This is a genomic window from Vibrio superstes, from assembly GCF_003569005.1.
In the GTDB taxonomy this organism is placed as follows: Bacteria; Pseudomonadota; Gammaproteobacteria; order Enterobacterales; family Vibrionaceae; genus Vibrio; species Vibrio superstes.
In genome coordinates this window covers 184690-204378 of sequence record NZ_BCUR01000004.1, presented here as the reverse complement: position 1 = coordinate 204378, position 19689 = coordinate 184690, and the positions used below count along the sequence as shown (strand labels likewise).

The 19689-nt window shown below is 45.2% G+C and carries 19 protein-coding genes; 9 read left to right on the top strand and 10 right to left on the bottom strand.

Annotated elements, in window-relative coordinates; translation table 11 throughout:
- Positions 1 to 23 precede the first annotated feature (23 nt).
- Entirely contained in the window at positions 24 to 1295 is a 1272-nt protein-coding gene (gene waaA, locus D5I41_RS08905) for a lipid IV(A) 3-deoxy-D-manno-octulosonic acid transferase (protein ID WP_119009509.1), read from the top strand.
- Here waaA and D5I41_RS08900 read toward each other — a convergent pair.
- Positions 1275 to 1976, bottom strand: a complete 702-nt coding sequence (locus D5I41_RS08900) for a 3-deoxy-D-manno-octulosonic acid kinase (protein ID WP_119009508.1) — start codon at positions 1974 to 1976, stop codon at positions 1275 to 1277. The two genes, waaA and D5I41_RS08900, sit on opposite strands and share 21 nt — an antisense overlap.
- A 92-nt stretch (positions 1977 to 2068) precedes the next feature.
- Here D5I41_RS08900 and D5I41_RS08895 point away from each other — a divergent pair, with 92 nt between their 5' ends.
- Entirely contained in the window at positions 2069 to 3124 is a 1056-nt protein-coding gene (locus D5I41_RS08895; RefSeq protein ID WP_119009507.1) for a glycosyltransferase family 9 protein, read from the top strand.
- A 7-nt stretch (positions 3125 to 3131) separates the two neighbouring features.
- Complete coding sequence (coaD, locus tag D5I41_RS08890; protein ID WP_119009506.1) at positions 3132 to 3608, top strand: pantetheine-phosphate adenylyltransferase; 477 nt, start codon at positions 3132 to 3134, stop codon at positions 3606 to 3608.
- 35 nt (positions 3609 to 3643) lie between these two features.
- Here the strand turns inward: coaD and D5I41_RS08885 are convergent, their stop codons facing one another.
- From D5I41_RS08885 to rpmB, 4 genes are all read right to left on the bottom strand, one after another.
- Positions 3644 to 4648, bottom strand: a complete 1005-nt coding sequence (locus D5I41_RS08885) for an NAD-dependent epimerase (protein WP_119009505.1) — start codon at positions 4646 to 4648, stop codon at positions 3644 to 3646.
- 1 nt (position 4649) lies between these two features.
- Positions 4650 to 5468: a bifunctional DNA-formamidopyrimidine glycosylase/DNA-(apurinic or apyrimidinic site) lyase gene (mutM, locus tag D5I41_RS08880; protein ID WP_119009504.1), complete on the bottom strand. Its 819-nt coding sequence runs from the start codon at positions 5466 to 5468 to the stop codon at positions 4650 to 4652.
- Positions 5469 to 5574: 106 nt separating this feature from the next.
- Positions 5575 to 5742, bottom strand: coding sequence for a 50S ribosomal protein L33 (rpmG, locus tag D5I41_RS08875; RefSeq protein WP_017029383.1), 168 nt, complete (start codon positions 5740 to 5742; stop codon positions 5575 to 5577).
- 13 nt (positions 5743 to 5755) lie between these two features.
- Positions 5756 to 5992, bottom strand: a complete 237-nt coding sequence (rpmB, locus tag D5I41_RS08870; protein ID WP_004728407.1) for a 50S ribosomal protein L28 — start codon at positions 5990 to 5992, stop codon at positions 5756 to 5758.
- A gap of 381 nt (positions 5993 to 6373) precedes the next feature.
- Between rpmB and recG the strand changes: the two genes are divergently transcribed.
- The gene (recG, locus tag D5I41_RS08865; protein ID WP_119009503.1) at positions 6374 to 8452 is read left to right on the top strand and encodes an ATP-dependent DNA helicase RecG; all 2079 of its coding nucleotides are present in this window, start codon (positions 6374 to 6376) and stop codon (positions 8450 to 8452) included.
- 44 nt (positions 8453 to 8496) lie between these two features.
- Here recG and D5I41_RS08860 read toward each other — a convergent pair whose 3' ends face one another.
- Positions 8497 to 10821, bottom strand: a complete 2325-nt coding sequence (locus tag D5I41_RS08860; protein WP_119009502.1) for a Tex family protein — start codon at positions 10819 to 10821, stop codon at positions 8497 to 8499.
- Between the two features lie 226 nt (positions 10822 to 11047).
- On the opposite strand from D5I41_RS08860, the gene D5I41_RS08855 reads away from it, so the two are divergent.
- The 4 genes from D5I41_RS08855 (at position 11048) to envZ (ending at position 15805) form a co-directional block, all read left to right on the top strand.
- A complete protein-coding gene (locus tag D5I41_RS08855; RefSeq protein WP_119009501.1) occupies positions 11048 to 12949 on the top strand; it encodes an ATP-dependent zinc protease family protein in 1902 nt (633 codons plus the stop codon).
- Between the two features lie 23 nt (positions 12950 to 12972).
- Positions 12973 to 13473, top strand: coding sequence for a transcription elongation factor GreB (gene greB, locus D5I41_RS08850; RefSeq protein ID WP_119009500.1), 501 nt, complete (start codon positions 12973 to 12975; stop codon positions 13471 to 13473).
- Positions 13474 to 13692: 219 nt separating this feature from the next.
- Entirely contained in the window at positions 13693 to 14412 is a 720-nt protein-coding gene (ompR, locus tag D5I41_RS08845) for an osmolarity response regulator transcription factor OmpR (protein ID WP_017029378.1), read from the top strand.
- Between the two features lie 16 nt (positions 14413 to 14428).
- Positions 14429 to 15805, top strand: a complete 1377-nt coding sequence (gene envZ, locus D5I41_RS08840; RefSeq protein ID WP_119009499.1) for a two-component system sensor histidine kinase EnvZ — start codon at positions 14429 to 14431, stop codon at positions 15803 to 15805.
- Positions 15806 to 15890: 85 nt separating this feature from the next.
- Here the strand turns inward: envZ and nfuA are convergent, their stop codons facing one another.
- Both nfuA and D5I41_RS08830 read right to left on the bottom strand, forming a co-directional pair.
- Positions 15891 to 16481 (bottom strand): Fe-S biogenesis protein NfuA, encoded by a 591-nt coding sequence (nfuA, locus tag D5I41_RS08835; RefSeq protein ID WP_119009498.1) that lies wholly within the window; start codon positions 16479 to 16481, stop codon positions 15891 to 15893.
- Between the two features lie 155 nt (positions 16482 to 16636).
- Entirely contained in the window at positions 16637 to 17212 is a 576-nt protein-coding gene (locus D5I41_RS08830) for a ComF family protein (protein ID WP_235868896.1), read from the bottom strand.
- Between the two features lie 285 nt (positions 17213 to 17497).
- Here D5I41_RS08830 and bioH point away from each other — a divergent pair, with 285 nt between their 5' ends.
- On the top strand, positions 17498 to 18262 hold the full coding sequence (gene bioH / locus D5I41_RS08825; RefSeq protein WP_119009497.1) for a pimeloyl-ACP methyl ester esterase BioH: 765 nt from the start codon (positions 17498 to 17500) through the stop codon (positions 18260 to 18262).
- Positions 18263 to 18268: 6 nt separating this feature from the next.
- Here the strand turns inward: bioH and cysQ are convergent, their stop codons facing one another.
- Together cysQ and nudE are read right to left on the bottom strand one after the other, a co-directional pair.
- A complete protein-coding gene (gene cysQ, locus D5I41_RS08820; protein ID WP_119009496.1) occupies positions 18269 to 19087 on the bottom strand; it encodes a 3'(2'),5'-bisphosphate nucleotidase CysQ in 819 nt (272 codons plus the stop codon).
- Complete coding sequence (nudE, locus tag D5I41_RS08815) at positions 19087 to 19650, bottom strand: ADP compounds hydrolase NudE (RefSeq protein WP_119009495.1); 564 nt, start codon at positions 19648 to 19650, stop codon at positions 19087 to 19089. Before nudE ends, cysQ begins: the two co-directional genes overlap by 1 nt.
- Between the last annotated feature and the right edge of the window lie 39 nt (positions 19651 to 19689).

The following is a 19689-nucleotide window of genomic DNA, read 5'->3' as shown; positions in this document are numbered from 1 at the left end:
CTTAACTCATTAAGATCAATAGTTTGATTCAGACACTTTACAGTATAGTCCTTGTTATATTATCACCGTTATTGCTATGCACTTTACTGAAATCTAAACAGGGTAAACCAAGTGTTGGTGCTCGTTGGAAGGAATACTTTGGTTTCACTCCAAAAGTTAAAAACACCAACCCCATCTGGATTCATACGGTTTCTGTAGGTGAAACCATTGCAGCTACGCCCCTGATAAAGGCGATAAAAAACAAATTCCCCGAACAGAGTATTCTACTCACAACGACCACAACTACTGGGGCTGAACAAGCTGAAAGGTTGGGTGATCTTGTAGAACATAGATACATGCCTATCGATTTCGCATGGTGTGTGAGAGGTTTTTTAAAAAACACTAAGCCTAAATGCATGTTAATCATGGAAACTGAGCTGTGGCCGAACACTTTACATACGGTAGCCAAAGCCAATATTCCAGTCTCCGTACTTAATGCTAGGTTATCTGAACGCTCTTGTTCTCGTTACCAAAAACTCCAAGGCTTCTTTAGCTTAATATCATCAAACCTAGATCAGGTGCTCTGTCAGCACCGCGAAGATGCACAAAGATTTCAACGTTTGGGCTTAGCTAGCAACAAAGTAACAATTACTGGCTCTCTTAAGTTTGATATGTCTGTGCCTGAGTTTAATTCAGAGCAAGGCATTTTGTTACGCGAAGAGTTAGGAAATGAGCGACCTATTTGGGTAGCCGCTAGTACTCATTCTGGCGAGGATGAACAGTTGTTAAAGGCTCACCAAATTCTCTTAAGCGCCATACCAAATGCACTGCTTATTATTGTTCCACGTCACCCAGAAAGATTCAAAGCTGTGAGTAAGTTGGCTTTAGAGCGTAACCTGCATACCATATCAAGAAGCAGTACTCATACGGTCAGTGCTAATACTCAAGTTTATCTAGGCGATACTATGGGAGAGATGTTGACGCTTATTAGCGCATCTGACATCTGCTTTATGGCGGGCAGTTTAGTTGGTGACAAGGTAGGCGGACATAATATGCTGGAGCCCGCAGCGCTGGGTAAGCCAATACTTAACGGGCCTAGCTATTTTAATTTTACAGACATCACTAAACAGTTAATAGATGAAAAAGGTCTTCTAATCTGTAAGTCAAGTGAAGAGATCGCAGGGCAACTGATTAATCTATTTAATGATGAAGCACTTCGGCTTGAAATGGGAAAAAATGCCTCAAAAGTGGTATCTCGAAATCAAGGTGCTGTTCAAAAAACACTAGATGCACTTTCAGCTGTAATATCCCGATAACAAGATTTTCCAATCATTCTCATTCCAATGAATAGAAACGCGTTTCACTTCTTTATGAAATGAGCGCTTTAATCTGTCTAAGTTCTCTTTTTTCCAGTCATTTCCATCTTGCTCTGAGCATTTGTCAAAATCTATGATCCAAACTTTATCACTGCTATCAAGTAGGATATTATGAATATTGAGGTCAGTATGGTTCACCTGAGCCTCATGCATCTTTCTTATTTGTAAACCCATAGCTTCATATATCTCAGCGCAGAGAGCGCCTTGCTGCAGTTTAGCCACAAGATCTTTAGCATTTGGAATACGCTCACTCAACAAGTCTGCAGTGTATATCGGTCCAAATTTATCAGCACGAGCAGCAATAGGTCTGGGCACGTTCACGCCCCTCTCTATCAAAGTATTGAGCAGAGTGAACTCTTGAAAGCTTCTAGTTTGCTCCCAGCTTGAGAATAAATATTGATCTTTAACTAACTTGCCAAATAGCCCCCCGCGTCGATAGTGACGCAGTGCCCCTTGTAGGCGCTCCAATTGAACAAACCACGTCGTACCACGTCCTTTTGCGCTCCCGACCACTTTGTCCTGAACAAACCAATAAGGAACTTCAAAACACATTTCTGGTGGTACATTGAGTAACTCAGGATAATACCAAATCACTTCGTTTGAACTCTCTAAGATTTGCAATCTTCAACTCCGATATAAATCAATAGCTTCCCAATTTTACAATTAACTCTAGCACCTGCATAATTTATCTATCTAATTTACTGGTTAACTGCATGTCATTGTTCAAATCAGCACCTAAATCACTGTGCATTCTTCGTTTATCCGCTATTGGAGATGTCTGCAATACCATCGCCGTAGTGCAAAGCATTCAATCACAGTGGCCCGACACTAAAATCACTTGGATTACCGGAAAGATCGAGGCTCAATTGTTAAAGGCTGTGCCTGATATTGAAGTGGTCGTATTTAATAAAAACGAAGGGCACCGAGCATATACAAAACTTTGGGCACAGCTGGGTGATCGCAGATTCGATGCATTGCTGCACATGCAGTATGCAATTCGAGCCAGTATCGCAACCCTTGGCATCAAAGCTGATTATAAGCTCGGATTTGATAAGGTAAGAAGCCAAGACTTCCAGACACTATTTACAAATCATAAGGTCCCTTCTCCAAAGACAATGCATGTCTTAGATGGGCTGAGAGCTTTTGCTCATGAAATTGGTGTTCAAGATACATCGGCATTCTGGAAATTAAGGTATTCTAGTGATGATCTAGCTTGGGCACAGGAGCAACTTTATCCCAACAAGCGAAATCTAGTCGTGGTTCCCGCAGCCTCCAAGGCCTACAAGAATTGGACTGTCAGCGGTTACGCTCAATTAGTCAAACATGCCGTAAATAGTGGATGGAACGTGATTCTCGCAGGCAGCTCGGCTCAGGTTGAAATTGATCTCGCCGAAGAGTTGCTCTCCGCTGTGTCCGTTAATGTATTGAACTTAGTTGGGAAAAGCAGTTTATTGCAAATGCTAGCTCTTCTAGATAGAGCTGATCTAGTTATTGCCCCTGATACAGGACCAACTCACATGGCAAATGCCATGAACACACCAGTAATTGGGCTTTACGCCCATCATAATCCAAAGCGAACAGGCCCGTATAACTACCTCAGCTATGTGGTATCTGCTTACGAAGAAGCCATCAAAGCCGAAACGAATGTTCCAATAGAAAAGTTAGACTGGCGAACTAGAGTAAAAGATGAAAATGCCATGTCTAGAATAAAGGCAGAGCAGGTTATTACTATGTTTGATAATGTTGTTGAAGATTTTAAATTGAGATAAACAATCTATGAAAAACCACGTTTTATACCCTGGCACTTTCGACCCACTCACCAATGGGCATCTGGACATCATTACTCGTGCAGCCAACTTATTCGAAAAAGTCACCGTGTGCGTGGCCGCAAGCCCAAGCAAAAATACCATGTTCAGTTTAGATGAGCGCGTGTCTATGTTACGGGAATCAGTGGCTCATTTAGGTAACGTCGAAGTCGAAGGGTTCTCTGGCTTATTAGTGGAATTTGCAAAACAAAAAAAAGCGAACCTACTAGTAAGAGGCCTTCGCACAACGATGGACTTTGAGTATGAATTTGGCTTGACCAGTATGTATCGAAAGCTAGTGCCAGAATTAGAAAGTATTTTCCTCACACCTTCCGAAGAGTTTGCGTTTCTTTCGTCAACCATAGTTCGCGAAGTCGCGATTCATGGTGGCGATGTCGAAGGGTTTGTTCCTGCTGCTGTATTCCAACAAATACAAAAAAAGGTTTAGCAATACGCTAAACCTTTCTCAATCAAGTTTACTTATTACAGCTTGTAGTAAGCTCGATACCAATCAGCAAAGGCCTTCACGCCTTCTTTCACTTTTACCTTAGGTGTGTAGCCGGTCGCTTTAAATAGGTCTTCAGTATCAGCATAGGTTGCATACACATCACCGGGTTGCATTGGCATGAAGTTCTTGTTCGCTTCTATACCAAGTGCGTCTTCAAGTGATTCAATGTATTCCATAAGCTTTACAGGGCTACCATGACCTATGTTGTATACACGATAAGGAGCTGAACTCGTAGCTGGAGAACCTTGCTCTACGTTCCACTCAGGATTGGTTTTTGGAATCACATCTTGAATGCGGATGATGCCTTCAACAATATCGTCGATATAAGTAAAGTCACGCTGCATATCACCGTTGTTATAAACGTCGATAGACTCCCCACTCACTATCGCTTTAGTAAACTTAAATAAAGCCATATCTGGACGACCCCAAGGACCGTAAACAGTAAAGAAACGTAAACCGGTTGTCGGAACATCGTACAAATGAGAATAGGTATGTGCCATTAATTCATTCGATTTCTTTGTTGCGGCATATAGAGATATAGGGTGATCCACAGAATCAGCCGTATCAAATGGCATTTTCTTATTCAAGCCGTACACGGAGCTCGATGATGCATAGACCAAATGCTTAATCTTATGATGGCGGCAACCTTCCAAAATAGTGAGATGCCCAACTAAGTTGCTGTCTGCATACGCTAATGGGTTATCGATGGAGTAACGTACACCGGCTTGTGCTGCTAGATGAATAACTTTATCAAATTTCTCTTCAGCAAATAAATTCGCAATGCCTTCTCTATCGGCTAGATCTAACACTTTAAACACAAATTTCTCATGCTTGATGCGCGTTAAACGATCTTCTTTCAAAGAAACCTGATAATAGTCATTCATGTTGTCGATACCCACAACATCATGCCCTGCATCTGTCAGTCTTTCGATGACAGCGCTACCAATGAAGCCCGCAGCTCCGGTCACTAAATACTTCATACTATTCTTCTCTTAACTGGCACTTATCACACCAAAACGTATTTCTTTGACCAACCATTTTTTGGCCAATCAGCGATTGGCATATGGGACAGGCCTCACCCGCTCTTCCGTATACCTGCAATTGCTGTGCAAAGTAGCCAGGCTTGCCATCAGGTTGAGCAAAGTCATTCAATGTCGTGCCGCCTTGCTTTATGGCACTCGCCAACACCTGCTTTATTTCATCGACCAACAAGATCCACTCTTCATAACTCAATGAATTAGCAGGCCTTAATGGGTGAATTCTAGCATTGAATAGTGACTCATTCGCGTAAATATTACCGACCCCTACAACAATTTTATTATCCATAACAAATTGTTTGACGGGAATACGGCGTTTTTGTGCCAAGGGTAAAATATACTCGGCATTGAACTCTGAGGATAAGGGTTCAGGCCCAAGATTATCGAGTAATGTTAATGAATCATCTTTACTGACCCATAACCATGAGCCAAAACGCCGAGGATCGTTATACCTAAGCATTTTTCCATTTCGCAGAATGAGATCCACATGATCGTGCTTGGATGGCGCGAGGTCCGAGTGTTGTACTCTGAGTGAACCTGACATACCTAGGTGGATGATAATGTTGCCACTAACAGTCTCTAACTGTAGATATTTAGCTCTGCGTGATACCGCTTCGATAACAACACCAGACAAGTCCTGTAATTCAGGAGCCACTGGCCAGCGCAACTTGGGCTGTCGGACTACGATACGATCGATGGTTTGGCCAACAATGTGCGGGCTGATGCCCATTCGGGAGACTTCTACTTCGGGTAACTCAGGCATGAGTGGCTCAAATTAATCATAGAGAATTTGATTGTAGCGTTTTTCAGGCACAAAAAAACCCAGCAACAAGTGCTGGGTTTTCATGTTCTGCTTAAAGAAGTATCAATTACTTGATTTTAGCTTCTTTGTACATAACGTGCTGACGAACAACTGGATCAAATTTCTTGATCTCAAATTTGCCCGGCATGTTACGCTTGTTTTTATCTGTAGTATAGAAGTGACCTGTACCAGCAGAAGAAACAAGTTTGATTTTTTCGCGAATGCCTTTAGCCATTGCTCAATTCCTCTTAAACGTTTTCGCCACGTGCACGAATATCTACAAGTACAGCATCAATGCCTTTCTTGTCGATGATACGCATGCCTTTAGCAGTTAGACGTAGTTTAACAAAACGTTTTTCGCTCTCTACCCAGAAACGATGAGTTTGTAGGTTCGGCAGAAAACGGCGCTTAGTAGCGTTGCGTGCGTGAGAACGGTTGTTACCCGTTACAGGACGCTTACCAGTTACTTGGCATACTCGGGACATGAATGTCTTCTCCAAATCGTTTCAGCTCGATATCAACCTTGGTGGCCGAACCTCTCTTATGAGGTCAAAAACCGTTATGGAAAACCCATACAAGGCTATCAAAGGTCGCGCATTATACTAAGTTGATCGCAATTGCTCAAGACCCGAACAGATCCTTTTTGCATAAATCGCTGATCTTTTTTTAGCAGAGCTGATTATTGTTCAAAAATAGTGCGCGTATGTTACCAGAAATCCTACACCCTACAACTACTAATTCTCCATCCGCCCTATATTTAATTAAGCTTGGCGATTATTTGTGTTTGGCTAGGTTAAATTGATAACCTAAGATAACGTAAAGCCTGCCACCATATTGATATAAATCATTCACTTATCGGAGTCAGAATGTCGCAACTCCTATCTGCAATCCCACTGACATCCCTAAATGGCGTTGGTGCTAAAGTTGCCGAAAAATTGGCTAAGATAGGCCTAATTACCGTTCAAGACCTTTTATTTCACCTTCCTCACCGCTATGAAGACCGAACTCGCGTCTATCCAATGGCCAGTTTGCACGCAGGGCTGTGGGCTGGGGTGCAAGGCAAGGTAATGTCAGTCGATACTGTATTTGCTAGACGAAAAATGCTGACCGTTAAGATTAGCGACGGCAATGGCACCATCACTCTGCGATTTTTTAACTTTACTGCAGGAATGAAGAATAACTTCAGTGAAGGTAAGTTAGTGCATGCCTATGGTGAGATAAAAAGAGGCAATCAAGGTCTAGAGATTGTTCACCCCGACTTTAAGTTCTTCAACGAAGGCAAAACAGTCGCTACTGAATCCAGCCTCACTCCAGTCTACCCGACCACTGATGGCCTGCGTCAATTGACCCTGCGCACTCTTACTGATCAAGCGTTAGAGCTGCTAGATAAGTCAGCGGTTAATGAACTGCTACCGAATGGCCTTTATGATGCGCAGTTGTCTCTCAATCAAGCGCTGCATATTGTTCACCGTCCTGAACCAGAGATCGACCTAGAACAGTTTGATTTAGGCCGTCACCCATCGCAATTGCGACTGATCATCGAAGAGTTATTGGCACAGAACCTTTCCATGCTGGCATTAAGAAGCAAAGGACAATTAGATAATGCAATCCCTTTGCCCGCTTCATCACGTCTCAAAACAGGGCTGCTTGAATTACTGCCCTTTTCTCCGACTAACGCGCAGTCGAGAGTTGTTAAAGAGATCGAGAGCGATCTTATCAAGCCTCACCCTATGATGCGCCTTGTTCAGGGTGACGTAGGCTCTGGTAAAACCCTAGTTGCGGCTCTTGCCGCTGTAACTGCCATTGAGCAGGGCTATCAGGTTGCCATGATGGCACCCACAGAGTTGCTTGCAGAGCAGCACGCCATTAACTTTTCTACTTGGTTTGAACAGCTAGGAATAAAAGTCGGTTGGCTAGCAGGCAAGGTAACGGGTAAGGCAAAACAAGCCCAGTTAGAGGCCATTACTAGCGGCGAGGCGCAAATGGTCGTTGGTACACACGCGCTATTTCAAGAGCAGGTGAAGTTTCACAATCTGTCGCTGGTTATCATCGATGAGCAACACCGCTTTGGTGTTCATCAACGACTAGAGCTAAGAGAAAAAGGGGCCGCTTCTGGTCACTACCCTCACCAATTGATCATGACGGCAACGCCTATCCCAAGAACCCTTGCTATGACGGCCTATGCCGATCTTGAAACCTCTGTGATTGATGAGCTACCACCAGGGCGTACGCCAATACAAACCGTCGCTATTCCCGATACCAAGCGCGCCGATATTATTGAACGCATTCGTGCAGCCTGCGCCCATGAAGGAAAGCAAGCCTATTGGGTTTGTACCTTGATTGATGAATCAGAGGTGCTTGAGGCACAAGCAGCCGCAGAGATCGCAGAAGAGCTTACGGCCAAGCTACCAGAATTAAAGGTTGGACTCGTTCACGGCCGCATGAAGCCGGCTGAGAAACAAGCCATAATGGCACAGTTTAAGGCCAATGAGCTTCAGCTCTTGGTCGCAACCACGGTTATTGAGGTGGGCGTAGATGTGCCCAATGCCAGCTTGATGATCATAGAGAACCCAGAGCGCCTTGGGCTTGCCCAGCTCCACCAGCTACGTGGACGTGTGGGGCGTGGCACAGTGGCGAGCCATTGTGTGCTTCTCTACCATGCACCGCTATCTAAAACAGCGCAAAAGCGCTTAGGGGTGCTCAGAGAAAGTAATGATGGTTTCGTTATTGCACAACGTGACCTCGAAATAAGAGGCCCTGGTGAGCTACTCGGTACTAAGCAAACGGGCATCGCCGACTTCAAGATTGCCGACTTAGTAAGAGATCAACACCTGGTGCCCCAAGTACAAAAAATGGCTCGCTTTATTCATGAGCAATATCCAGAGAATGCAAAAGCCATCATTCAGCGCTGGATAGTCAACAGTGATGAGTATGCTAAGGCATAAATAAAAAGAGCCCTATATAGGGCTCTTTTTGCTAGCAATGGGAATTAGCGTCGCTTTTTACCTGCATTCGCGAAGGCCGCTGCCATAGCGCCGCCCAAGCCATTATCTGTGGATGAACGATTATCGAGACGCTCATTTCTCGCTGGTCGCTTGTTGTCTCGGCTGCTTTGCGGCCTGCTTGGACGATTATCTTGACCCGGCTGATCATTAAGACGCATTGATAAAGCGATACGCTTGCGCTGGATATCCACCTCCATCACCTTAACCTTAACAATATCTCCCGTTTTCACTACCTCTCGCGGATCAGACACATATTTATCTGTGAGCGCAGAGATATGAACAAGGCCATCTTGATGCACACCAATATCAACAAACGCACCAAAATTAGCTACGTTAGAGACCACGCCCTCAAGCACCATGCCCACCTCAAGGTCTGACACCTTATCGATACCCTCGGCGAAGGTCGCTGTTTTAAACTCTGGTCTTGGGTCTCGACCTGGCTTATCCAGCTCTTTGATAATGTCAGTGACCGTAGGCAGACCAAATTGCTCATTGGTAAAGTCGATAGCGTTTAGCTGACCTAGGAAGGCGCTATCACCGATAAGGTTTGAGATAGGCTTGCTGGTTTTCTCCGCTATCGCTTTGACGACTGGGTATGCCTCAGGGTGAACAGATGAAGAATCCAGAGGGTTGCGACCACTCATGATTCGCAGAAAGCCCGCACTCTGCTCGAACGCTTTAGGTCCCATCCTGGCGACTTTTTTAAGGCTAGCTCGGCTTTCAAAGCGTCCGTTATCATCACGATGCGCCACGATGTTTTGAGCAAGAGTAGTCGATAAGCCCGCAACGCGGTTAAGCAGTGCAGCTGAAGCCGTGTTTACATCCACACCTACGCCGTTTACACAGTCTTCAACCACAGCATCCAAACGCTTTGCCAGTGACGACTGACTCACATCATGCTGATATTGACCCACACCAATAGATTTCGGATCAATTTTCACAAGCTCTGCAAGTGGATCTTGTAAGCGACGGGCAATAGATACCGCTCCGCGCAAAGACACATCCATATTCGGAAACTCTTTGGCCGCTAATTCAGAGGCTGAATAAACAGATGCCCCCGCTTCACTGACCACAATCTTTTGTACCTTGATGCCCTTCTTGATGATATCGCCAATAAAGGTGTCAGATTCACGTGAAGCCGTGCCGTTACCAATCGCCACCAAATCTACATTGTGCTGTTTTATCAATCGCTCAATGGTTTGCATCGACTTGTCGTATTGCTTCTGTGGTGGATGTGGATAGATAACATCCGTTGCCAATACCTTACCGGTGCCGTCGACCACTGCGATTTTACAGCCCGTCCTTAGTCCAGGATCTAATCCTAATGTTGCGCGAGGCCCTGCAGGTGCTGCCATTAGCAAGTCTTTCAAGTTGGTAGCAAACACTTCAATAGCGCCTATCTCCGCACGCTCTTTCATGGCAGACATTAGCTCTGTTTCAAGGTGCATGGAGACCTTCACTCTCCAAGCAAAGCTAATAACTTGCTTGCGCCACGTATCGGCAGGGGCATCGCTTAATGATATTCGGTAATGATCCGCGATAATGCTTTCACAGTATGAGCTACGAATGGATGGGTCTTGTGCAGGGTCAGCATTGAGAGACAACTGCAAAAAGCCTTCATTGCGTCCTCGCAACATGGCTAGAGCGCGATGTGAAGGTACTCGGCTTATCGCTTCATCATGTTCAAAATAATCCTTGAACTTCTCTCCCTCAGATTCTTTGCCTGAAATCACTCGAGATTGGAGCTGTGCATGCTTATTGAGGTAGTTTCGTAGCTTTTCTAGCAGATCGGCATCTTCAGCAATTCGTTCCATCATAATGGCTCGAGCGCCATCCAATGCGGCTTTGGTGTCGGAGATACCCTGCTCTGGATTCAAGTATTTCTCAGCTTCCACCTCTGGTATAAGTGAAGCATTACCCCAAATCGCATCCGCCAAAGGCTCTAAACCTGCCTCTATGGCTATCTGTCCCTTAGTGCGACGCTTGGGCTTATATGGAAGGTAGAGGTCTTCAAGGCGAGTCTTGTTATCGGCCTGATTGATCTCTTTTTCCAACTCAGGGGTTAACTTACCCTGGTCTGAGATGGACTTAAGAATCGATTGCCTACGCTCGGCCAATTCTCGTAGATAAGTCAAACGACTATCTAGGGCACGCAGCTGGGTATCATCAAGCCCTCCCGTGACTTCCTTTCTATAGCGAGCGATAAACGGTACTGTATTCCCTTCATCAATCAGGTTCGCCGTAGCAGTAACCTGTTGCGTAGCAACATTTAGCTCAGCGGCGATAATTTGAAAAATCGTCTGACTCATCTTAATTCACTTGTTTTTCCTTGGGGTTGAAACTAACTATGGGGGCAAATGTCAGAAAAACCAGATAGCTAAAGGGGCAATGGCTCGAATAAACAACGATCAATGAGTTAATTTGAAGATTTAACCTAACATTTGCCTGCAAGCCACTGATTATTAGTTAGAATTAAAACCAGTAACCCGACAAAAAACCTAGCTGCTAATAGTTGGGTAGATATGGATGTTGATAATGAAAAAGATAACCAAGTCTCTCTCTCTGCTCATCGCCTCTATGGTCAGCCTACCTCTGTTGGCTGACGGGAATGATACTGCCGTAATGATGAAGAACGACAAGCAGGCCTACACCACTGCAGATCCCGCCCTTGAATGGCAAGATAAGGTCATACTGGGGCGCGTGGAAAACGTCTACTACCAAGATATTGATGGTCTGACTGAACAGCCTTTCATTGGTAAAATAGATACCGGCGCTGACACCACCTCAATGCATGCTGAAAACATCCACGTCTACAGCAACAATGAGAAATACAAAGGGATGCAAGATACCGAACTAATGCAGACGATTGTCGATGAGTTTGGTGGCCCTAAGAGCAATTGGTGGCTTGAGAGCTTTGATACCCCTGAGCGAAATATTCAAGGAGTGGTTAAATTCGATATTCGCCACCCCACGACCGGTGAAGTCATCTCATTAGAACGCCCTCTGGCTCGCACCAGTGTTATTCGTAGTCGCACCAGTGAGATCCCACTGTATCGCCCTGTTATCAATATCCCTCTTAAGATAGCGGGCATTACCGTCAATACCGACGTTAACCTGACCGACCGCAGCAACTTCTCGGCACCTATCCTAATTGGTAAAACCTTCCTTAAACAAAATGCGTGGGTGTTTGCCGGTTACGACTACCTTCAATCACAAAATGACGCTCGTATCGTTGGACGCAGCGAAGAGTTTTTTGTTGATGGTGTCTCACTAAAAACCAGCTTCTCCCTAGCTAACAGCTACAGTCAAATGCACGCAATGGACATCAAAATTGATGAAGAAAAACGTACAGTGACTTTTGATACTGCAAATAAATCTGGCGAAAAAACAACTCTGACTCTACCGCTAGAGCGCATGCTAAGAGTCAGTGGCGAAGAACGACCTCTTGTATTTATTCCAGTGAAGGCGGGCGACTTTGAGAAGCCTATCTTGGCGTACCTGAAGGATCGCTCTAAGTACAGCTCTCAATTGCGTTTAGGTAAAAATACGCTCAATAAATACTTCATTATCGATACTAAAGATAAGAATGTACTGCGCGCAGAAAACATGACGCTGGAAACTCTGCTCAGTAAGCGGGATCCACTGGTTGTTGCGACCCACGAAATCATTTACCTAGACGGCACACCTGTGAATGCCGAGCCTTCTTTTGCCATCAACACCCCAGTGCTATTCGTTGATGGTTTTGAGCTAAGCAAAGGCAAAAATGGCGAACAAGTTAGCTTCTACATTCCAAGCAGCGACGGCAATGATAAAAAAGTCATTAAAAAGGTAGAGCGTAAAATCCGTGTGGGTGAGAGCGTTCGACCAATCCTAAAAGAGCAAGTGGTTATTGGCGGTAAAGAGATGACACTTGAGTTTGCTCTTGAAGCGATTGGCAAGGGCGATGAACCCCACTTTGCCATCGGTCGTGCCTTTAAAAAGGATGGCGTGCTTGTTAATACGCGTACCGAAGACCTTCTAGACCCTCGTCCATTGTTCCATACTGGTTACATTGAGAAAGCCCAGGTTGAAGGGCTTAAGTTCTCAGTAAAACTGGATACCGGTGCTGATATCAGCTCAATGAATGCCCTAAACATCAAACGCTTCGAAAAAGATGGCAAGGAGATGGTGAGCTTTGATTATGAAAATGCCGAAGGCTTGGAGCAGAGCTTTACCAAGGAAGTGGTCGATATCATGCGCATCCGAGCAAAAGCAGGAGAAAAACCTAATGAGCGCCCAGTGGTCATGATGGACGTAACACTTGGCGAGGTTAGCAAAACCGTTCGTGTTAACCTGCAGGACAGAAGCCGCTTTGAATACAGCATGATTCTTGGAAAGAACTTTTTGAAGAATGGTGTTGTCGTCGGTAGCGACAATACTTATCTATTGGGTAAGTAATCACGCATGAACAATAGCCATAGATGAAGACAAATTTAATTACCCGCGAGGGCTTTGAAAAGCTACAGCAAGAGCACGATTACCTGTGGAACGAACGTCGTCCAGAGGTCACCAAAATAGTCACTTGGGCTGCCAGCCTAGGTGACCGCTCTGAAAATGCGGACTACCAATACAACAAACGCTTATTACGACAAATCGATCGACGAATTCGCTATCTACGCAAGCGACTACCCGACCTTAAGGTTGTCGACTACGCTGCAGCTCAAGACGGTAAAGTGTTCTTTGGTGCTTGGGTGGAAATAGAAAACGAAGAAGGCGACACCAAGCACTTTCGCATTGTTGGGCCCGATGAGATTTATGGTGAAGAAGTGAAACACTATATCTCCATTGATTCTCCGATGGCACGCGCATTGCTTAAAAAGGAAGTTGACGACGAAGTCGTGGTGAGAACACCAGAGGGTAATAAAGAGTGGTTTGTTAACAAAATCAGTTACCAATCACCAGATCAATGCAAAACTGATTAAAACCCACCGGTTACATCAGTTAAAATGATGATTATTGGGTGTTATTAACATTATCTAACACTTTTGCCGTCTATAATTAGTCCAATTTTGTTACATTTCCACGGGTATTATCAGTCAGGTGTGATAAGGAGCGAATTTGCAAATAGTGACGGACTACTTGATCGCACTCGCCAACTCCCACTTTTAGAATAAAAAATTGGATTAAGTAGGTCTATTATAATGCAAGAAAATTTCAAGATTTTGGTCGTCGATGACGATGCACGCCTCCGCTCTCTGTTAGAGCGTTATCTTTCTGAGCAAGGCTTTCATGTCCGTTCTGTTGCCAATGCTGATCAGATGGATCGCCTGCTAACCCGTGAAAACTTTAACTTAATGATATTGGATCTTATGCTGCCGGGAGAAGATGGGCTATCTATCTGCCGTCGTTTGCGTAGTGCCAATAACATGCTACCTATTCTGATGCTTACCGCTAAAGGTGATGAGATCGATAGAATTGTTGGCTTAGAAGTCGGTGCGGATGATTACCTACCAAAACCATTCAATCCAAGAGAGCTGCTAGCTCGTGCAAAAGCGGTATTGCGTCGTCAATCTGTTGAAGCACCTGGGGCGCCTAGCTCAGAAGAAGCTATCGTAGAATTTGGCGAATTTGCGCTAAACCTAGGGACTCGCGAAATGTATCGTGGTGAAGAGTTAATTCCTCTTACCTCTGGTGAATTTGCGGTTCTTAAGATCCTAGTAACAAATGCTCGTGAACCAATGTCACGCGACAAGCTAATGAATCTAGCTCGTGGTCGTGAATACTCAGCAATGGAGCGCTCAATCGACGTACAGATCTCTCGTCTGCGCCGCATTCTTGAAGAAGACCCAAGCCACCCACGCTACATCCAAACTGTATGGGGCTTAGGCTATGTCTTTGTTCCAGACGGTCGTAAAGTTTAAGCACTAGGTTTTATTAATGCGATCGCGTAGTTCGATAACCCAAACAATCATTGGCTTTATAGCGCTTTTGATTGCTAGTCAGGCCTTCTCTTACTACGCGATTTTTAACTACGCATTACTTCCCAGTCTCAAGCAGTTCAACCGAATCCTCTCCTACGAGATCAACCTCGTGATGGAAGAGTATGCTCGAATTCGTCAAGAATCAGAGCTTGGTATCCCTGAAAGTGAACGCACTACTCCACTTAGGCAAGCCCTGCTGCTTAGGCTAGGCGTTAGCGTGCATCCACTTGCAGGAACCATTGAAGAAGAATACCAAAAAGCCTTTTATCTTGATTTCATGAGCGATGAAATCACCGAAGAAATAGGCTCTCCCGCAGAAGCTCGACTTGCCCGCGACAGTGAAAGCTACCTGCTGTGGATCAAGCTCGACGCCATGCCGAACTGGCTGCTAAGGGTTCCTCTCACAGAGCTTACTCACAATGAATTTAAGCCGTTGTTTATCAATAGCTTACTGATCACCATTTTCTTAATACTGGGTGGATGGGGCTTTATACGCTGGCAAAACCGGCCACTTAAAAACCTAGAATCGGCAGCCATCAGTGTTGGTAATGGGGTGATTCCAGAACCGCTTCCCGAGAAAGGAACCACTGAGATACGCGCTGTGACTACTGCCTTCAACAAGATGGCTAGAGGTATTGAAGAGCTCGAAACCGATCGCCGTTTAATGCTTGCAGGCGTGAGTCATGATATTCGAACACCACTGACTCGCATTCGATTGGCGACTGAAATGATGTCAGAAACAGACAACTACCTCTCTGAGGGGATTATCCAAGACATCGATGAATGTAATGACATCATTGCTCAGTTTATTGACTATCTAAAGCCCGTTGATCGCGCCGATTTTAGTAACATCAGCCTCAATGAAATGGTGGAAGAACTAAGACGCGCACTTAAGATCTACGAGGCAGGTGGCCCCCTAGAAAGTGGTCTTGACCAAGATATCTTGAACTACACCTTTGATATTGATTTAAAAGAAAATCTGCCCGATATCTACGCCAGTTATATCCCGATCAGACGCACATTAAGCAACTTGCTAGTGAACTCAAAGCGCTACGGTGATAAATGGATTGGTATTAAGACTGGCGTCTCAGACCACAACAAGAAAGTATGGATATCCGTTGAAGACAATGGACCCGGCATTGATGATGAGCAGATGCAGAAGGTATTTGAACCCTTCACTCGCGGTGATACTTCTCGAGGTAGTGAGGGCACAGGTCTTGGCCTGTCTATCGTTAAACGCATCGTTACTGAACATAACGGCAGCATAGAGATGTCAAACCGAAAAGAAGGTGGCTTGAGGGTTAAACTCACCTTTGATGCTTATCATAAATAATACCAATCACAGTAAGTAACTATTCTCAGATACAAAAAAGCCGAATTTCACTATGAAATTCGGCTTTTTACTTCAAGCATTTGATTTACTGATAGTAAGAGTGAGCGCCCTGCTCGTGCTCTGTTGCGTCTTTAACCGCAATCAGTTCATCAGAAAACTCTTGAAGCAGTTGTTTCTCGATACCATCTTTTAGCGTTACATCAACCATTGAACAACCATTACAACCGCCGCCAAATTGAACTAGAGCGATGCCGTCGTCAGTGATTTTCACTAGGCTTAGATGACCACCGTGGCTCGCTAGCTGTGGGTTGACCTGAGTTTGAATAACGTACTCAACGCGCTCTAATAGCGGCGCATCATCTGACACTTTACGCATTTTAGCGTTTGGCGCCTTCAGCGTTAGCTGAGAACCCATCTTATCAGTGACGTAGTCAATCTCAGCGTCTTCCAAAAATGGCAGGCTTAACTCGTCCACATACGCAGAAAAAGCGTCGTATGGGAATTCAGTATCTGTTGCTTCTACCGCTTCTGGTGGGCAGTAAGATACGCCACACTCAGCACTCTGCGTACCTGGGTTGACCACGAATACTCGAATGTTGGTTCCGTCTGCTTGCTGTGCCAGCAGGTTAGCGAAGTGCGATTGCGCATTTTCTGTAATAGTAATTGTATTAGACACGATAAATACCTGAGTAATTCTGTAGGTTATTATCGGTATTCTACTCCGTTAGATTTTTTTTTCAAACATGTAATAGCAATGAACCATTAACGCTATTTATTTGATAATCACAAATGTGACACGACAGTCAAAATACACAGATGAACATGTAATAGTCATGAAATGGGCTTTGATGCCCTGCAAATACAATAAACATCGATTCGCTGCACGCCCTGCTCTCTCAACAACAAACACACCTCTGCCACCGTACTTCCCGTAGTCACCACATCATCCACCAGCGCAATGTGAGGCTGATTTTGTATTCTAGTTAGGCAATGAGGTGACAAAGAAAAAGCATGTTTAAGGTTCACTAAGCGCTGCCTACGATTAAGCCCCATCTGTGTCTTCGTGACCTTGATGCGCTTTATTGCTTTTGACAAAACCTGCGACTCAACACCAACCTTCTCTTTCAAGCTTTGTGAAAGGTACTCGGCCAAATAATCACTTTGATTAAATCCTCGTACACTTTGCCTCCTCCAATGCAGTGGAATGGGTAACAATATAAGCGCGGGCGATTCTAAGCGTTCGGCAAGCAGTGATGCCAACTCTCTGGCGTGCCAGACCTGACGGCGATACTTAAGTCCCTGGACATATTGAGATAATGGCTCGGTGTACTCCCCTACGCAGTAAAGTTGGTCCCATGGAGGAGGGTCGCTTATACACCCACCACAGCGTTCCACAGACCTTTCCATCAAAGTGCCACACGTCCCACAGCGAAAAACTGGCTTTAAAAGATCTTGGCACTCAGGGCACCAAGTAGGGTTTGTTTCACCTTGCAACGACTTCCCGCAACCGTAGCAATTAGAGCCAAGCACTGTATACGCAGCATGTCGCATCCAACCTAAGAAACGATGCAAGCATTGAGTTAATCGTCGATTTCCAATAATCTGCTCTCATTGTCTTTAGTTACTACCCCTTATTTTTAGTCCATGATCGAGCACTAAAGGGCTTAAAAGGGTATGAAATACAGGTGAAATATGAGCACAGAGACCAAGCTACATTGGGATGTTTATGGAGAGGGCGAGAGCCTCATTCTTATCCATGGCTGGGGAATGAATGGAGCTGTTTGGCATCAGGTGGTTGAAGAGCTGAGCCAAAGCTTTCGTGTTCATGTGGTTGACTTACCTGGCTATGGACATAGTCATCAAGTACATGGCCAGTCTATCGCTGACATCGCCGATAAGGTTCTGCAAGATGCGCCAGAGAAAGCCATATGGCTTGGTTGGTCTCTAGGTGGCCTTATCGCAACGCATGTTGCTCTACACCAAGCCCAGAGAGTCACCAAACTGGTAACGCTAGCGAGTTCGCCACGCTTCTCTGCTGAGGGTCGTACATGGAGAGGCATCGCGCCTAGTGTACTTAATGACTTTACCTCTCAGCTCACCGAAGACTTTCAAGGCACCATTGAGCGCTTCATGGCACTGCAGGCAATGGGTAGCCCATCGGCAAGGCAAGATGTAAAACAATTGAAGAGTGCAGTTCTATCGCGCCCTATGCCGAACCCAAACGCGCTTCATCTTGGTCTTGAATTGTTAGCTACCATTGATTACCGCGAGCATCTCAATGCCCTATCTATGCCTATCCATCGCCTCTATGGACGTCTTGACGGGCTAGTACCGGTAAAGGTTGCAACAGTGTTAGATAAGCAATTGGAGGCAAGCTCGCACATATTTAAGGCCTCCTCCCATGCTCCGTTTATGAGCGAGAAACAGGCCTTTTGTGATTTGATAAAACAGCTTTAGGTGGGATTAATCCTGAGTCAGGATCTTATTCCAAGGAAGGTCGCGATCGCCTATGACAATAAAGTTAGGGTTTTCTAAGGTTTCACGCAAATTGTATGAAAGTGGCTCAAGTCCGGTATCCAAGATAGTGCCACCGGCTTCTTCAACAATACATTGTGTGGCCGCCGTATCCCACTCGCCTGTCGGTCCTAGACGTAGATAGCAGTCGGCGCTTCCCTCCGCGACCAAGCAGGCTTTTAAGGCCGCTGAACCTAGCGGAATCAACTCGTAATTCCATTCATTGCTCATGCATTCGGTAATGCGGTTAATGTCCTGACGTCGGCTTATTGCAATAGCAACGTTTTGTTTGATCAGCTCATGGGAGTGGGTATTGATACGAATGCTCTCATCCATATCGGGAATCTTCCACGCGCCTTTGCCATGATAGGCGTAATAAACCACCCCAGACACTGGTGCATACACAACCCCCATAACGGGTTTGTTATGTTCAACAAGCGCAATGATGGTCGCAAAATCACCACTACGAGCAATAAATTCTTGGGTACCATCTAGGGGATCCACCAGCCAGTAACGCTCCCACTGCTCACGCTCAGCAAGGCTGATGTCCGCGTCCTCTTCAGATAAGACCGGAATATCAGGCGTTAGCTCAGGCAGGCGCTCCATAATCAGTTTATGTGCAGCCAAGTCAGCACTAGTGACCGGAGTATCATCTGACTTAGTAAATTCTTCGTAGTTGCGCTTTTGATAGATATCGAGAATAAGCTGACCAGCAGAGCGGGCAATCTCTATAACATTAGGCAGTAAATGGGAAAGGTCTTGTCTCATTATTGATCACCCTTTTGCTGAGAGAAGTAGCGCTGCGCCAACATTAAGGCACTGATACTACGAGCCTCACAAAAGTCCATATGCGTTAGCAGTTCGTCGGCTTGAGCAAGAGGCCAACGAACCAAAGTAAGAGGTTCTGGCTCATCACCCACTAAGGTTTCAGGATAAAGGTCTTCCGCAACAAACAGAGTCATCTTGCTGGAAAAATAAGAAGGGGCTAGAACAACTTGCTTTAAAGGAACAAAGAGATTGGCACCAAAACCAATCTCTTCTTTTAATTCACGATTGGCAGCCTCAACTGGAGTTTCGCCAGCATCAATAAGCCCTTTAGGAAACCCTAGCTCGTAGCTTTCAGTGCCTGCGGCATATTCTCGAACCAGCAGAAGATCCCCCTCGGCTGTGAGCGGAACCACCATAACCGCATCGCGACCACTTGGGCGCATTCGCTCATAGGTTCGACGTTCTCCATTAGAGAACTCTAAATCCAAAGCCTCGATGCTAAACAAGCGCGAACGCGCAACCTCAGTTTTGTTTAAAATCTTTGGCTTTTTCTCGCCTGCCATCCTAGTTAGCCTCTTCAATCATTCATTTGTATAAGCCTC

Bases quoted from the DNA above. Each gene is read 5' to 3' on its own strand.
- D5I41_RS08895 (WP_119009507.1), top strand. From the start codon at position 2,069: ATGTCATTGTTCAAATCAGCACCTAAATCACTGTGCATTCTTCGTTTA.
- coaD (WP_119009506.1), top strand. From the start codon at position 3,132: ATGAAAAACCACGTTTTATACCCTGGCACTTTCGACCCACTCACCAAT.
- D5I41_RS08885 (WP_119009505.1), bottom strand. From the start codon at position 4,648: ATGAAGTATTTAGTGACCGGAGCTGCGGGCTTCATTGGTAGCGCTGTC.
- mutM (WP_119009504.1), bottom strand. From the start codon at position 5,468: ATGCCTGAGTTACCCGAAGTAGAAGTCTCCCGAATGGGCATCAGCCCG.
- rpmG (WP_017029383.1), bottom strand. From the start codon at position 5,742: ATGGCTAAAGGCATTCGCGAAAAAATCAAACTTGTTTCTTCTGCTGGT.
- rpmB (WP_004728407.1), bottom strand. From the start codon at position 5,992: ATGTCCCGAGTATGCCAAGTAACTGGTAAGCGTCCTGTAACGGGTAAC.
- recG (WP_119009503.1), top strand. From the start codon at position 6,374: ATGTCGCAACTCCTATCTGCAATCCCACTGACATCCCTAAATGGCGTT.
- D5I41_RS08860 (WP_119009502.1), bottom strand. From the start codon at position 10,821: ATGAGTCAGACGATTTTTCAAATTATCGCCGCTGAGCTAAATGTTGCT.
- D5I41_RS08855 (WP_119009501.1), top strand. From the start codon at position 11,048: ATGAAAAAGATAACCAAGTCTCTCTCTCTGCTCATCGCCTCTATGGTC.
- greB (WP_119009500.1), top strand. From the start codon at position 12,973: ATGAAGACAAATTTAATTACCCGCGAGGGCTTTGAAAAGCTACAGCAA.
- ompR (WP_017029378.1), top strand. From the start codon at position 13,693: ATGCAAGAAAATTTCAAGATTTTGGTCGTCGATGACGATGCACGCCTC.
- envZ (WP_119009499.1), top strand. From the start codon at position 14,429: ATGCGATCGCGTAGTTCGATAACCCAAACAATCATTGGCTTTATAGCG.
- D5I41_RS08830 (WP_235868896.1), bottom strand. From the start codon at position 17,212: ATGGAAAGGTCTGTGGAACGCTGTGGTGGGTGTATAAGCGACCCTCCT.
- bioH (WP_119009497.1), top strand. From the start codon at position 17,498: ATGAGCACAGAGACCAAGCTACATTGGGATGTTTATGGAGAGGGCGAG.
- cysQ (WP_119009496.1), bottom strand. From the start codon at position 19,087: ATGAGACAAGACCTTTCCCATTTACTGCCTAATGTTATAGAGATTGCC.
- nudE (WP_119009495.1), bottom strand. From the start codon at position 19,650: ATGGCAGGCGAGAAAAAGCCAAAGATTTTAAACAAAACTGAGGTTGCG.